General features: G+C 62.4%; 17 protein-coding genes. 11 read left to right on the top strand and 6 right to left on the bottom strand.

The window, feature by feature from the left end; genetic code table 11:
- The first annotated feature begins 71 nt into the window (after nucleotides 1-71).
- Entirely contained in the window at nucleotides 72-452 is a 381-nt protein-coding gene (locus EXN22_RS16835) for a hypothetical protein (RefSeq protein ID WP_130265136.1), read from the top strand.
- On the opposite strand, the gene EXN22_RS16830 is transcribed toward EXN22_RS16835, so the two are convergent.
- Nucleotides 449-1,969: an MFS transporter gene (locus EXN22_RS16830; RefSeq protein WP_130265135.1), complete on the bottom strand. Its 1,521-nt coding sequence runs from the start codon at nucleotides 1,967-1,969 to the stop codon at nucleotides 449-451. The two genes, EXN22_RS16835 and EXN22_RS16830, sit on opposite strands and share 4 nt — an antisense overlap.
- A 109-nt stretch (nucleotides 1,970-2,078) precedes the next feature.
- On the opposite strand from EXN22_RS16830, the gene EXN22_RS16825 reads away from it, so the two are divergent.
- Nucleotides 2,079-2,975 (top strand): LysR substrate-binding domain-containing protein, encoded by an 897-nt coding sequence (locus tag EXN22_RS16825; RefSeq protein ID WP_130265134.1) that lies wholly within the window; start codon nucleotides 2,079-2,081, stop codon nucleotides 2,973-2,975.
- Nucleotides 2,976-2,986: 11 nt separating this feature from the next.
- Here the strand turns inward: EXN22_RS16825 and EXN22_RS16820 are convergent, their stop codons facing one another.
- The 3 genes from EXN22_RS16820 to EXN22_RS16810 form a co-directional block, all read right to left on the bottom strand.
- Nucleotides 2,987-3,160, bottom strand: a complete 174-nt coding sequence (locus tag EXN22_RS16820) for a DUF2986 domain-containing protein (protein WP_130265133.1) — start codon at nucleotides 3,158-3,160, stop codon at nucleotides 2,987-2,989.
- Between the two features lie 37 nt (nucleotides 3,161-3,197).
- Nucleotides 3,198-4,055 carry a sensor domain-containing diguanylate cyclase gene (locus tag EXN22_RS16815; RefSeq protein WP_130265132.1) on the bottom strand — a complete coding sequence of 286 codons (858 nt, stop codon included), beginning with the start codon at nucleotides 4,053-4,055 and terminating at the stop codon, nucleotides 3,198-3,200.
- Between the two features lie 68 nt (nucleotides 4,056-4,123).
- Entirely contained in the window at nucleotides 4,124-4,501 is a 378-nt protein-coding gene (locus EXN22_RS16810) for a hypothetical protein (RefSeq protein ID WP_130265131.1), read from the bottom strand.
- 154 nt (nucleotides 4,502-4,655) lie between these two features.
- Between EXN22_RS16810 and EXN22_RS16805 the strand changes: the two genes are divergently transcribed.
- The 3 genes from EXN22_RS16805 (at nucleotide 4,656) to EXN22_RS16795 (ending at nucleotide 6,345) form a co-directional block, all read left to right on the top strand.
- A complete protein-coding gene (locus tag EXN22_RS16805; protein WP_130265130.1) occupies nucleotides 4,656-5,135 on the top strand; it encodes an isochorismatase family protein in 480 nt (159 codons plus the stop codon).
- 73 nt (nucleotides 5,136-5,208) lie between these two features.
- Complete coding sequence (locus EXN22_RS16800; RefSeq protein WP_130265129.1) at nucleotides 5,209-5,682, top strand: hypothetical protein; 474 nt, start codon at nucleotides 5,209-5,211, stop codon at nucleotides 5,680-5,682.
- A 309-nt stretch (nucleotides 5,683-5,991) separates the two neighbouring features.
- A complete protein-coding gene (locus tag EXN22_RS16795; RefSeq protein WP_130265128.1) occupies nucleotides 5,992-6,345 on the top strand; it encodes a DUF1428 domain-containing protein in 354 nt (117 codons plus the stop codon).
- 62 nt (nucleotides 6,346-6,407) lie between these two features.
- On the opposite strand, the gene EXN22_RS16790 is transcribed toward EXN22_RS16795, so the two are convergent.
- A complete protein-coding gene (locus tag EXN22_RS16790; protein WP_130265127.1) occupies nucleotides 6,408-7,319 on the bottom strand; it encodes an AraC family transcriptional regulator in 912 nt (303 codons plus the stop codon).
- Nucleotides 7,320-7,425: 106 nt separating this feature from the next.
- Here EXN22_RS16790 and EXN22_RS16785 point away from each other — a divergent pair, with 106 nt between their 5' ends.
- The 6 genes from EXN22_RS16785 to EXN22_RS16760 all read left to right on the top strand — a co-directional run bounded on the left by EXN22_RS16785 (nucleotide 7,426) and on the right by EXN22_RS16760 (nucleotide 12,671).
- The gene (locus tag EXN22_RS16785; protein ID WP_130265126.1) at nucleotides 7,426-7,983 is read left to right on the top strand and encodes a carboxymuconolactone decarboxylase family protein; all 558 of its coding nucleotides are present in this window, start codon (nucleotides 7,426-7,428) and stop codon (nucleotides 7,981-7,983) included.
- A 50-nt stretch (nucleotides 7,984-8,033) separates the two neighbouring features.
- A complete protein-coding gene (locus EXN22_RS16780; RefSeq protein ID WP_130265125.1) occupies nucleotides 8,034-9,095 on the top strand; it encodes an acyl-CoA dehydrogenase family protein in 1,062 nt (353 codons plus the stop codon).
- Nucleotides 9,092-9,940 carry an ABC transporter ATP-binding protein gene (locus tag EXN22_RS16775; protein WP_130265124.1) on the top strand — a complete coding sequence of 283 codons (849 nt, stop codon included), beginning with the start codon at nucleotides 9,092-9,094 and terminating at the stop codon, nucleotides 9,938-9,940. Before EXN22_RS16780 ends, EXN22_RS16775 begins: the two co-directional genes overlap by 4 nt.
- Nucleotides 9,906-11,105, top strand: a complete 1,200-nt coding sequence (locus EXN22_RS16770; protein ID WP_130265123.1) for an ABC transporter substrate-binding protein — start codon at nucleotides 9,906-9,908, stop codon at nucleotides 11,103-11,105. Before EXN22_RS16775 ends, EXN22_RS16770 begins: the two co-directional genes overlap by 35 nt.
- Complete coding sequence (locus EXN22_RS16765) at nucleotides 11,105-11,860, top strand: ABC transporter permease (protein WP_130265122.1); 756 nt, start codon at nucleotides 11,105-11,107, stop codon at nucleotides 11,858-11,860. The genes EXN22_RS16770 and EXN22_RS16765 overlap by 1 nt, the downstream gene beginning before the upstream one ends.
- A gap of 181 nt (nucleotides 11,861-12,041) precedes the next feature.
- Nucleotides 12,042-12,671, top strand: a complete 630-nt coding sequence (locus tag EXN22_RS16760) for a LysE family translocator (protein WP_130265121.1) — start codon at nucleotides 12,042-12,044, stop codon at nucleotides 12,669-12,671.
- A gap of 35 nt (nucleotides 12,672-12,706) precedes the next feature.
- On the opposite strand, the gene EXN22_RS16755 is transcribed toward EXN22_RS16760, so the two are convergent.
- On the bottom strand, nucleotides 12,707-13,393 hold the full coding sequence (locus EXN22_RS16755) for a TIGR04211 family SH3 domain-containing protein (protein WP_130265120.1): 687 nt from the start codon (nucleotides 13,391-13,393) through the stop codon (nucleotides 12,707-12,709).
- Between the last annotated feature and the right edge of the window lie 156 nt (nucleotides 13,394-13,549).

The following is a 13,549-nucleotide window of genomic DNA, read 5'->3' as shown; positions in this document are numbered from 1 at the left end:
CGATGGGCTATAAGCGCCCCGGTTGCAGGCGTTCAACGCACTGCAGTAACCCCATGATTCAGGACGAATGAATGAGCCGTTTTTGCCTCAGGCCGCTGTTGGCCGCACTGGTGCTTTTGCCACTCGCTTACACGGGCACTGCCACGGCACAGGAGAGTAGCTGCTATGGCTACCTCACCGAGCTGGTCAGGAGCAGTAACTTCCCGTTTCTTTATGTCGGCAAGGACAAGGTCAATCTGTTGATTGACGAGGACGACGGCGAAACCGTGCAAGCGAAGCTGTTGTATGACACCGATGGCACCGGCACCATTGGCTGGATCAAATACACCCCGGCCACCCGCGAACTGCTCAATACCTCGGCGGACCTTGAAGAGCCGGTGAGGCTGCGCTTCGATGCGGCGTTTGCCGATGGCTATGCACAATGTGTAGCCGGGCAACAGAACTCACGCTAGTGGCGTTCACTGCGCCTCGGTACTGGTGATGGGTGAGCGGTGTTCGGTGTGAGCAGGAGCAACAGCGTCGCGCCAGCCGACAGTACCGTGAAAGCGCTGAGTATCAGCAGCAGGGTACTGAACCCTTGCCGATAGGCTGTCTTCAACAGCAGCGGGTCGAGCCCCTGGCGTTGGCTGAGGTCGCCCATCGCCAGGCGCTGTGCCAGTTCGCTGTAGTCGGCATGAGGCAGGGCTTGGGACAAGTTGTTGCCGATCAGGGCGCTGAGCAGGGCGAAGGTGATTGCCAGTGCCACGCCTTCGCCGGCCACCCGGGAGGTGTTGAAAATACCGGCGGCCATGCCGGCTTGCTCTTTGGGCACCAGGCTGACTGCCAGCCCGTCCATCAGGCCCCATGGCAAGCCTGTGCCGACACCGATCAGCAGCATGGCCAGCACCCCGTGCAGATGATCGTCGCTGTCGACCCGGGCCAAGGCATACAGGCCAGCGGCGGCCAGCAGGAAGCCGGCGGCGCAGAGCCTGCCGACGCTGACCCAGCGTGTCAGCCAGGCGGCCAGCATCGGCACTCCCAGCATCGGTGCAGACAGCGCCAGCATCAGCAGGCCGCTGTGCAGCGCAGTGAGACCTTCCACGCCGATCAGGCGCAACGGCAGCAACACGATCAGCACGATGTAGCAGTAGCAGGTGCCAATGGGCAGGATCTGCACACCTAGGAAACGGGGGTGTTTGAGCAGGCTCAGTTCAAGCATCGGCTGCCGGCTGCGCAGTTCAACCTTCACCAGCGCCAGCGCACTCAGTAACGCACCTGCCAGCAATGCCAGGATCAGTGGCGAAGTCCAGCCGTACTGTGGCGCGAAGATGATGGCGCTGGTGAACAGCACAAGCAGGGTCGAGAAGCTGACGATGCCAGGCAGGTCCGGTGCTTGGGCGTCGATTACTTTGCTTTCGCGCATGTGCGACCGTGCAACCAGCAGCGAGAGACTGGCGAGTACGGCGGTGGTGATGAAAATCGAGCGCCAGCCGAACTGCTCGATCAGCAGGCCGCTGAGCAGTGGTCCGAACGCCAGGCCAAGGCCGAAGGTGCTGCCTAGCAGGCTGAAGGCGCGGGTTCTGGCATGGCCTTCGAACGCCTGGGCCAGGGCCGCCGATCCGCTTGCCAGGGCGGCAGCGGCTGCGATGCCCTGCACTGCACGCAGCGCATCAAGGCACACGATGCCGGGGGCGATCGACAGCAGCAGGCTGACGATGACGAACAGCAGCAGGCCGCCAGTGAACAGGCGTTTACGTCCATAAATGTCAGACAGGGTACCCGCAGCCATCAGCAGGCTGCCGAAACTGAGCATGAAGGCGTTGGTGATCCACGTCAGGCTCGACGGCTCGGCATTGAAGGCCTTGCCAATGGCGGGCGTCGCGACGGCGCCGCCGGTGAAGCTCAGTGGCAGTACCAGGGCGGCCAGGCAGATGGCCGCCAGCACTGCGTAACAACTTGTTGGTAGGGACTGATCGGTAGCCTGGTCCATTGCGTGCGCGCTCCTGGTGTAGCAATCTGTGAATTAAATCTACAGTGGCGGCAATTTCGGATAAATAGGCTGTCAATCCACTAATAATGGACAAAAAGGATGTAATTGTATGGAGAGCCTGAGCGGCATTCTTGCATTTGTGAAAACCGCCGAGTCCCTGAGTTTCATCAGCGCGGCGCGGGCGCTGGGTATCTCGGCCTCAGCCGTCGGCAAGAATGTGGCCAGGCTCGAAAGCGCCCTGAAGGTGCGTCTGTTCCAGCGCAGCACCCGTAAGGTCAGCCTTACGGTCGAGGGCGAACTGTTCTATGAGCGCTGTCGCAAAATCCTCGATGACCTGCAGGATGCGCAGGCCATGCTTTCCCACGCGGTAGAGGTGCCGCGGGGCCGTTTGCGCGTCAGTTTGCCGACCATCGGCTACCGTTTCCTGCTGCCGTTGCTGCCGGCCTTTCGCACGGCCTACCCGGAAATCGAGCTGGAGATGGATTGCAACGACCACCTGGTCGATCTGATTGACCAGGGTTTCGATGTGGTCATCCGCAGCGGCGGGCTGCCCGACTCCAAGCTGATGTCACGCAAGCTTGGGCCCTTTCGTTTTGTCCTGTGCGCAGCGCCCGCCTACCTTGAGCGCAGGGGCAGGCCGCAGACCCTGTTCGAGCTGGAGGCGCATGACTGCTTGCGCTATCGCTTCGTTACCACTGGCAAGATCATGGACTGGACTCTGAGTGCCGACCCCGAGGTCACTCGGCTGCGCCTGCCCTGCGCACTGACCCTGAACAACATGGAGGCGATTCTGATGGCTGCGCGCGATGGTCACGGTATTGCCTATATGCCGGACTTTCTGGTCCATGACGCAGTTAGTGCCGGGGCGCTGGAAACCTTGCTTGATGCCTGCACCCAGGAGCAAGGGCAATTCTGGGCGCTTTGGCCGTCTAACCGTCACCTGTCACCGAAGATCCGGGTATTCGTCGACTTCATCAGCGAACACCTGTTCAAGGACCAGCCTTGAGTCGGTTTGGCTCAAGCGGAGGGTGATTCACTTGCAGCAAGGGGGGCGTCGAGACCGGCTTCAGCGGCCAGTTTCAACCGGTCAGCCTTGCAAATGTATTTAGGCTTGCTCTTGGGCGCCAATTTGGCACTGGCCTTTTTGGCGTGAGCCTTCAACAGTTGTTTGATTTTCTTTTGACGATTCACTTTTTACTCGCAATGGTAAAAGCCGGAATCATACCAGCTATGCGGAACGATGCTTCTTGATCCGGTACATATCGCTATCGGCATGGCTGAGTAGCGTGTCGGCATCCTCTGCATCGATGGGATAAAAGGCCACGCCGACACTGCAGGACGGCATCTTGATCCCGCCAAATTCAGCGCCCAACGGCTCGGCCAGGACTGCGCGAATCTGTTCGATCTTCGCGTGAACGGCCTCTTGGGAATGGATACCCGGTAACAGCACCGTGAATTCATCGCCGCCCATCCGCGCCACTGTGTCGGTCTCACGCACGCAGCCTTCCAGGCGTCGTGCAATCATGCAGAGGATACGATCACCCATGGCATGCCCATGGATATCATTGATCCCCTTGAAGTCATTGATATCCAGAAACAGCAGCGCCAGGGAGCTTTGCTGTCGGTGCGCCACGTGCAGGGCCGACTCCAGTCGATGGTTGAACAGCGAGCGGTTGCTCAGTGCTGTCAGTGGATCGTGATGGGCCAGGAAGTGCAGTTCTTCCTCGGCCTGCCTCAAGGCTGTCACGTCCCGCGCGACGCCGATTCGCGCCTCTACTTCCTCGGACCAGAACGCCGCCCAGAGGATGTGCACGACACTGCCATCCTTGCGGATGTAGCGGTTGCGAAAATCGACATGGGATTGACCATTCATGACCCGGACAATGGAGGTGCGGGTGACCGCCAGGTCGTCAGGGTGGATGTAGTCGGTGATCGGCGTGCCGGTCAGTTCGTCGGCACGGTAGCCAAGCAGCGTTTCGCAGGCATCGCTGACAAACACAATCTGATTGTCCCGGTCGACCACGAACACTGTATCGAGCATCAGGTGGATCAATTTGGGGTACAGCGCTTGCAGGTCGACGGGCATAGGCCGGGGTCCGCTTGGTTTTGCTGGATCATGGCTGCTGGTTAAGGCCGGTGGCAAGCCCCGTTGGATTAGCGTCGATAGTAACGGCGATCCTCTTCGTAGCGGTGACGCATGGCCCGATCATGGCGGCGCTCCCACTCATGGCGGCGTGCAGCTTCGCGGCGTGCTTGCTCGCGCCGCCATTGTTCCCGACGCCAGTTGTCTCGGCGCCAATCGTCGCGGCGATCGTGCCAGCGGTCGTCATGCCAGTAGCGGTCATCGTGGGCCAGCAAGGTTGCGGGTTGTTTGTCGGCGATGCTGGCCATTGTCGGCCAGGGGCTGTTGCCCGGCTGGGCTGCCGGGGCTGACACAGGGGTGGGGGTCTTCATCGAAGTGGCCGAGGCCGAGGCCATGCCCGCCAGGGCGAACAGGGCAACGAGCAGTATCCGCGGGGAATGGTATTTCATGAACCAAGACAACCTCTGCGTGACGATTGGGCGTATCCCAATAGACCGATAAACAAAGAAAAGTTCTGTGGCAGTCGCGCAGCACGGCAAAGGGCCAATCATCCGTACCAAGTCGATATACTCTGCACCATTGGTAAGTGCGAGAGAGAGGTTTATGCGCCAGGTTTTGCTTATCGTTGATGTCCAATCCACGTTCAGCCCGCCCGAGTGGCTGGTCGATGGTGTACGGGCCCTGTCAGAGAGGATCCTGACCATCGCCTCGGTCGAGTTGCATGATGAGCGGGTAACCCCGTTTGAAAAACAACTGGGCTGGCATCCGGCGGCCGAAGACGAGAGCCTGGTCGAGGCCGACCGGGTGTTTATCAAGCACGGCTACGGGCAGAGCGTGGAAACCATCGAGTACATCAAGCAACTGGGCGTTGAGCGCGTGCTGGTGTGTGGCATCCAGACTGAAACCTGCGTACTCGCCGCAGGCTTTGCGCTGTTCGATGCAGGGCTTTCGCCGACCCTGGTGACCGATCTGACGGTGGGCTCGTCGCTGGACAGGTCCGGTCGGTTGGGCATTGATCTGTGGAAGCATCATTTTCGCCAGGTCACGACAAGAGCAGAGATTCTGGCCGATCTTGATCGGTGAGTTTCTACCGTATGAAGCATTATTAACTGTGGGCTTGCCCCACGATCCAGACGTTCTGTACAGGGAGTACACAATGGACACACCTCAATGGCTGGCTTTGTTCGAACATGCTTTTCGCCGCATGGAAAAGAAACTTGAGCAGGTCGTGCAGTTGAACAGTTGCCGCGAACACTGGATACAGGCCGAGATCAGTCTCCACGCCTGGTTCGAAGATGGCATTGAAATCTGGACAGAACTGCCAATCGGCGACCGGCGCAAAGCTGACCTTTATGCCTTGGATGGCAGCGGCTCGCCGACCATGGTTGCCGAGATCAAATGCCTGGGCGATCTGTCGCAAGCCAAATGCCTGGAAGGCGACTGGTCGGTGCGGGCGGACGTCGATCGGCTGCGATCATTCGAGTGCCCGACCCGCTTGTTCGTCCTGGTCATCGCCAACGGTGAGCGGGAAACCACTACCGGGCGGCGCCTTCGTGAGGACGAGTGGGTGGATGGGCAGTGTGTCAGCGTGGACCTTGGATTTGCACTGGTGCGGATGTGGGCGTTGTGATCAACACCGCTCTCACAGGCCATGGGTGGGAGCGGGCTTGACCCGCGATGCGCCGCGCGGGCGGCGCTCGATCTCAAGGGCGCCACCAGCCTTGCGGCCTACACCTTGCCGTCATCACGCAATCAAGAGTTGAGTAGATTGCCCTGCTCATCGCGGGGCAAGCCCGCTCCCACCCATGGCCTGTGAAGCGGTGTTGTCAGCCTTGCTGCATGACGAGCAATAACCACCTGTCGGACCTGCGCGCTGGCCTGTCGATCCACCCCCCGCCCAATCGACCATCCTGCACACCCCAAAGGCAGGAGTATTCCCATGTCCTATGTAGACGGTTTCGTCCTCGCAGTTCCCACCGCCAACCGTGACACCTTCAAACAGCACGCCGAAGCCGCTGCCGTGGTGTTCAAGGAGTGCGGCGCTTTGAAGGTGATCGAGTGCTGGGGCGATGATGTGCCGGATGGCAAGATCACCTCGTTCCCCATGGCCGTGAAGCTCAAGGACGATGAGACGGTGGTGTTCTCCTGGATCCTCTGGCCGTCGCGCGAGGTGCGCGATGCGGGGATGCAGAAGATGATGCAGGACCCGCGCTTGCAGCCGGACAAGAATCCGATGCCGTTTGATGGCATGCGGATGATTTTTGGTGGCTTCAGGATTTTGGTGGATGTGTAGGTTGATCGCGGGGCAAGCCCGCTCCCACAGGCTCCGCGATGATCTGTGCCGTGTCGTTTACCTCAGCGTCCCTCATGCTGGCGCCGATACGCCCCCGGCTGCACCCCGACGGCCTTGCTGAAGGCGCGGGTGAAGGCGGCAATCGACTGGTAACCCACGGCCGCGCACACCTGTTCTACGGTGTTGTTGGCCTTGAGTAACTGGCAGGCATGGCGCATGCGCAGGGCCAGCAATACCTGCCCCGGGGATTGCCCGGCCAGCTCGCTGAAGCGTTTGAAGAACGCCGAACGCGAAAGCCCGGTGCATGCCGCCATGCTTTCCAGCGACCAGGGCTGCTCGGGGTGTTCGATCAACTGTTCGAGCAGACTGGCAAAGTTGCCGTGGCGCGCCAGTGCCACCAGGCCACGGATACCCTGATCGTCACTGACGCGCTGGCGCAGCACATATAGAAACAGCAGATGGCTCAAACGTTCGAGCAAGGCCGAGGAGGGCGCCGGCAGGCGCTGGCACTCGGCAAGGATCAGCTCGAACAGCGCCCGCGCAGCACTGAGCGCCGGGTCACCGGCGCGCAGGATGATCCAGTCGTCCAGGCCTTCGATGATCAGCGACGACAAGCCCGGCTGAAAGTGGAAGAACCCGCACACCAGGCCCACGCCATCTGTGGCTTCACTGTCCAGCGGCTGCATGACCTGGCGCGGTTGTTGTTGGGCCAGCTCGCAGTCCGCGGCGTTGGACAGTCGATAGTTGAAGTCGCGCAGCAAGAACACTGCATCGCCAGCCTGCAGGCGAATGGCTTCGGCCTGGCCGTCGATATGCAGCCAGCAATGGCCCTGGACGACCAGGTGAAAACTGGCCCGGGCCAGGCCGTGGGTGCTGGCGTGCCAGCCGCCGCAATAACGCCCGACATGGAACAGGCTGGCGTCTAGCTCAAGGCTTTCTAATAACCAATCGACGAGGGGGCTGGACGAAATCATCTAATGAAAAGACTCAGGAGCAAGTAATAGCGACTGCAGAATATGGCAGGTAATTCTTATAACCAACAGACTTGTGGCACACCCTCAGTCAGCAGGAGTCCACTCCATGTCGCGTGTCACTGTCCATACACTGCAAAGCGCCCCAGAGGCTGCCCGTCCTTACCTGGAAAACGCCCAGAAGGCCTCAGGCTTCATTCCCAACCTGCTCGGCGTGCTGGCCAACGCCCCGGCGGCGCTGGAAACCTACGTCACGGTGTCGGCCCTCAACGGCAAGGCCGAGCTAAGCCTGGCCGAGCGCGAGGTGGTGCAACTGGTGGCCGCCACCCACCATGGCTGCGACTTTTGCGTGGCCGGCCACACCGCCGTGGCCTTGAACAAGGCCAAGCTGCCGCAGGAGGTGGTCGATGCCCTGCGCGCCAAGGGCGAACTGCCGCAAGACAAGCTCGAAGCCCTGGCCGCGTTCACCCGCGAAGTGATCGCCACTCGTGGCAATGTCAGCGAAGCCGGCTATGGCGCCTTCCGTGAGGCGGGCTACAGCGAAGGTCACGCCCTTGAAGTGATCCTCGGCGTGAGTCTGGCTACCCTGTGCAATTTTGCTAATGTGTTCGCCCAAACGCCGCTCAATGACGAGCTGAGCAAGTACCGCTGGCAGCCTTCGGCCTGATGACCCTTGGCGCCAGCCTGTGCTGGCGCATTTTTTAAAGGAGTAACGCTATGCTCGATCCCGCATTGGTCACCTGGCTGGATGCTCAGGCCGAAGCCCTCGACCAGGGTCACTGCGACCCGCAGGCGGTGCTGGGGCAACTGGCGGCGGCGCAGGTACTGCGCGTGGGTATCGACCCGGCCCAGGGCGGCAGCGGCGGCACGGTCGCCGACGCGGTCGAGACGCTGGCCCAGGTCGCCAGCCATTCCCTGGCCGCCGCCTTCGTGTTCTGGGGCCAGCGCGCCTTTATCGAATACCTGCTGCACAGCCCCAACACCGGGCTGCGCGAGCGCCTGCTGGCGGACTTGCTCAGCGGCAATCTGGCCGGTGCCACGGGGCTGTCCAACGCCATGAAGTACCTGTCGGGCATCGAAGCGCTGCAGGTCAAGGGCCTGCGTGATCACCAGGGCTGGACCCTCGCCGGTCGCCTGCACTGGGTCACCAACCTGCGCCAGGGCGGTTTTGTGGTCGCTGCCGCGATCGAAGAGGAGGGCGCTGCGCCGTTCGTCCTGGCTATCCCGGACAACGCCAGCGGGCTGAGCCGCTCCGATGACCTGCAACTGATGGGCCTGCAGTCGAGCAACACCGCTGCCTTGAGTTTCGATCAGGTGTCGATCAGCCGCGACTGGTTGCTGCACGACAACGCCAAGCAGTTTCTGCCGGCGGTGCGGCCGTCGTTCCTGGGCCTGCAATGCGGCATGGCCATCGGCCTGGCGCGCCGTGCCCTGAGCGAGGTCGAGGCGCACCTGCAAGGTATGCGCTCGTTCCTCGGCGAGGCGCTGCAGGTGCTGCGCGAGCGCCTGGAAAACACCGTCAGCGAGCTGAAAACGGGCCTGCTCGACGGGCGCTTTCTGACCCAGCCGGCAGCCTTGTTCAAGCTGCGCATCACCCTGGCGGAAACCGCCGCCGATGCCGTGCAGCTGGAGTTGCAGGCCAGCGGTGGCAAGGCCTATCTGAGCGCGCATGGCGCAGGGTTTGCCCGGCGCTGGCGTGAGTCGGCCTTCGTGCCGATCGTCACCCCGAGCCTTGTGCAACTGCGCGCCGAGCTGCAACGCCAGGCGCCAGCAGCATGAGCGAGGTGCTGCTCGAGGCGCGTGGCATCAGCCTTGGCTACCCTCGCGAGCAAGGCTGGCAAAGCGTACTGGAAGGCTTTGACCTGCAACTGGCGCCGGGGGAAGTCATTACCATCCTCGGCCCCAGCGGCGTCGGAAAGTCCAGCCTGCTGCGGGTGCTGGCCGGTCTGCAACAGCCGCGCAGCGGTAGCGTGAGCCTGCTCGGCGAGCCGCTGCAAGGCCCGCATCCACGCTTGGCGGTGGCGTTCCAGGACCCCAGCCTGCTGCCCTGGCTGAGCCTGGAAAGCAACGTCGCCTTCGGCCTGGATTTCGCCCGCCAGCCCAAGCTGGCTGCCAGTGAACGGCGGGCACGTATCGACCAGGCGATCGAGGCGGTCGGCCTGCAGCACGCCCGCGAACAGTACCCGGCGCAGCTCTCCGGTGGCATGGCGCAGCGCACCGCGCTGGCCCGCTGCCTGGCTCGCCAGCCCCAGGTGTTGTTGCTCGATGAGCCGTTTGGCGCGCTGGATGAAGTGACCCGCGCCGACATGCAGCAACTGCTGCTGCAACTGATTGCCCGGCACAACACCGCAGCCATCCTGATTACCCACGATATCGACGAAGCCCTGCTGTTGTCCGATCGCGTGCTGCTACTGGGCAACCACCCGGCGCGCACCCTCGGCCGATGGCACATCGACCTGCCGCAGCCGCGCGAGCAGCGGGTCGAGGAACTGGGCGCGCTGCGCATCGACATACTCAAAACCCTTCGGCGGGCCAGCCGCACACCCGAACCTGATTCCCAACCTATGCCGCTGCCGCCGGAGACTGCCCATGTGCCTGGACGACTTCACTCACACTCGTCGTGACTTCATCAAACTCAGCGCCTTGCTGACAGCAGGTGGCGCCATGCCGCTGCTCAGCAGCCTGCAAGCGCGCGCGGCCAGTGAGCCGGATGCGCCGGTGCGCATCGGCTACCTGCCGATCACCGACGCCACGCCGTTGCTGGTGGCGCACAACAATGGCCTGTTCGAGGCCGAGGGCATCAAGGCCGAGCGCCCGGTGCTGTTGCGCAGTTGGGCGCAGGTGATCGAGGCGTTCATCTCCGGGCAGGTCAACGTCATTCACCTGCTGTCGCCGATGACCGTCTGGGCCCGTTACGGCAGCAAGGTGCCGGCCAAGGTGGTGGCCTGGAACCATGTCGGCGGCTCGGGCCTGACCGTGGCCCCGGGCATCACCGAGGTCAAGCAACTGGGCGGGCAGAGCGTGGCCATTCCGTTCTGGTATTCGATCCATAACGTGGTGGTCCAGCAACTGTTCCTTGACCACGGCCTGACTCCTGTATCCAAAGCCACTACGGCCCAGCTTGCCGCCAACGAGGTCAACCTGGTGGTGCTGCCACCGTCGGACATGCCGCCGGCCCTGGCCAGCAAGCGTATCGCCGGCTATATCGTCGCCGAGCCGTTCAACGCCCTGGCCGAAGACCTCAAGGTCGGCCGCGTGCAGCGCTTTACCGGCGACATCTGGCGCAACCATGCCTGCTGTGTGGTGTTCATGCACGAGCATGACCTGAACAACCGCCCGCAGTGGTCGCAGAAGGTGGTCAACGCCATCGTCAAGGCCCAGCTGTGGACCCGCGATCACCGCGCAGAAGCCGCCGCGCTGCTGTCCAAAGCCGGCCCTAATCGCTATACCCCGCACACGCCTCAAGTACTGAGCAAAGTGCTGGCGCCAACAGCGCAGGACCGCGAAGCCTATGTGGCCAGCGGTGCGATCCAGCACGGGCAGTGGGACGAGCAACGCATCGATTTTCAGCCATACCCGTTCCCCAGTTACACCGAAGAGCTGGTGCGCCGCCTGCAGAACACCCTGATCGAAGGCGACAAAGGTTTTCTCGCCGGCCTCGACCCGCAACACACCGCCCGCGATCTGGTCGACGACCGCTTCGTGCGCAACAGTATCGAAGCGGTAGGAGGGCTCAAGGCCTTCGGCTTGCCCGAGAGCTTCGAGCGTAGCGAGGAGTTTGCGATCTGATGGGTAAGCATGCAGTACATGGCGCCCTGGGCGTTGCCGGCCTGGTCGGCTTGTTGTTGCTCTGGTGGGCGGGCGTGCAGCTGTTTGGTGCGGCCGATGGCCTGTCGGCGCGTTTTTCGCCCCAGGCCACCTTCAGCAGCCTGATCGAGTTGCTCGGCCAGGCCGAGGTCTACGAGCACATCTGGGTCAGCCTCAAGCGCATTTTGATCGGCTTGCTGCTGGCCTTGCTCATCGGTGTGCCATTGGGCCTGCTGGTGGGCAGCTACCGCCACCTTGAAGCGGCGACCACCCCGGCGTTCCAGTTCCTGCGGATGATCTCGCCGCTGTCGTGGATGCCGGTGGTGGTGATGCTGATGGGCGTCGGCGACCAGCCGATCTACTTTCTGCTGGCGTTTGCCGCCTTGTGGCCGATCCTGCTCAACACCGCCGCCGGTGTGCGCCAGCTTGATCCACGCTGGTTGCAGTTGAGCCGCAGTTTGAGCGCGACTCGCTGGGAAACCCTGAGCAAGGTGATCATCCCCGGGGTTATCGGCCATGTGCTGACCGGTGTACGTTTGGCCATTGGCATTTTGTGGATTGTGTTGGTGCCGTGCGAGATGCTCGGGGTCAGTGCCGGGCTGGGCTATTTCATCCTCGACACCCGCGACCGCCTGGCGTACTCGGAACTGATGGCGATGGTGCTGTTGATCGGTGTGCTGGGCTTCATGCTCGATGCCCTGGCCCGTGGCCTGCATCGGCGGTGGGTGCACGCCTGATCGCGGGGCAAGCCCGCTCCCACTTTGGATGGCCTACACCCTCCTGGTGGGAGCGAGCTTGCCTCGCGATGCGATCTACCTTGTGCCGAACTGTTGCGCAATAAATTCACCACGCTGTAGTGCTTGCCCTGGCTGAAAACCCGCTACTGTCGAGACTCGCAACCCAGCCAGGAGGCCTGCGATGCTCGACATGCAAACGCTGCTGATTTTTTCCGGCGCGGTGATCCTGTTGCTGCTCTCGCCGGGGCCGAACATGGCCTTTGTCATCAGCCACGGGCTGTCCATGGGCTGGCGCGGCGGGCTGGCTGCGGCGCTGGGGATCAGCGTTGCCGATCTGCTCCTGACCGTGCTGACCGCCACCGGCGTCACCGCGCTGATCGCCGCCTGGCCGCCGTCGTTCGACATCATCCGCTACAGCGGGGCGGTGTATCTGTTGTGGATGGCCTTCAAGCTGCTGCAGCCGCGCAAGGCGGGCGAGGGGCAAGGGCGGCGGGAAACGTCACTGGTGGCGGTGTTCGTTGCGGCCACGCTGAACAGCCTGCTCAACCCCAAGGCGTTGTTGTTCTTTATCGTGTTCTTGCCGCAGTTCGTGGTGCCGGCCAAGGGCGCGGTCGCCGAGCAACTGTTGTTGCTGGGGCTGGTGCTGAGCGTGATTGCCCTGCTGTTTCATGTGCTGCTGGGGGCCTGTGGCGGGGTGATCAGCCGGTGCTTCAGTGGCCAGGGGCGTATGGCCAGGTTGCAGCCGCGTTTACTGGCCAGTGTGCTGGCGTTGCTGGCGCTGCGCTTGGTGTTGATGCAGCGCCCGGCTTGAGTGGACGAATTGCGCAGTAGCCTCGGGATTGCTCGTTAGAACCAGCGATCGTTGCGTTTGCGCCCACGGCTCAAGGCCGGCAGGATCAAACCGGCTAACAGACCGGCGCCGGCGATGGCGCCACCGTAGACCATGTAGCGCATCAGCACCTGCTTGTTCTCGTCTCCCAGGCGCGCCTGGGTGCTGCGCAGTTCCGACTGGGTGTCGCTGAGCTCGGCATTCAGCGCCTTGCTGCGTGCTTCAAGCTCATCGATCAGCGCCTTGCGCGAGTCCAGGGTTTCCTGCATGCCTTGCACGCGGGTTTTCCAGCTGTCGTCGATGGTTTTCAGTTGCTCGCTGAGCTGGGTCACCCGTTCGGTCAACTGCGGCAGGCGTTCGACCTGACCGGGCACGGCCTGCAGGTCATTGCTGGTGATCCACACGGTGTCGCCGGACTCGCCGCGAACCTGGCTGTAATTGCCCTGGGTGGTCAGCAGGGTGACCTTCTGCCCGGACTTGAGGTTGCCAACGATACGGTGGCCATCGGTCGGGCCGCTGCGCACGTAGGTGCTCAGGCTGTCACTGACCCAGCGCTCGCTGCCGGTAGCGACTTCTTCGGCGTGCAGCGGGGTGGCAAGGACCAGCAAGGCGCCTATCAGGCCACCGGCCAGCACTCGGCGTGCGTCTGGGTTCGAGGAGCAAAGCAGCGCTGGCGTTGCGCTAACAGGACGGGTGATAGGCATGATGGTCTTCGCGTGAAATAAACAGTAAAAGCCCGATGATTGGGCCGGTGAAGATGAGCGTGCGCGCAGGCCGCCTGCAGAAAGACCATATTTCTATAGGCTGGTTCACTGAGCAGTGTAGGAAAATGGCAGGAAATGTTGCGGGCACAGGCTGTG

This window comes from Pseudomonas tructae (assembly GCF_004214895.1).
GTDB lineage: Bacteria > Pseudomonadota > Gammaproteobacteria > Pseudomonadales > Pseudomonadaceae > Aquipseudomonas > Aquipseudomonas tructae.
The sequence above is the reverse complement of the archived record's forward strand: the minus strand, read 5'-3'. Positions and strand labels throughout refer to the sequence as shown.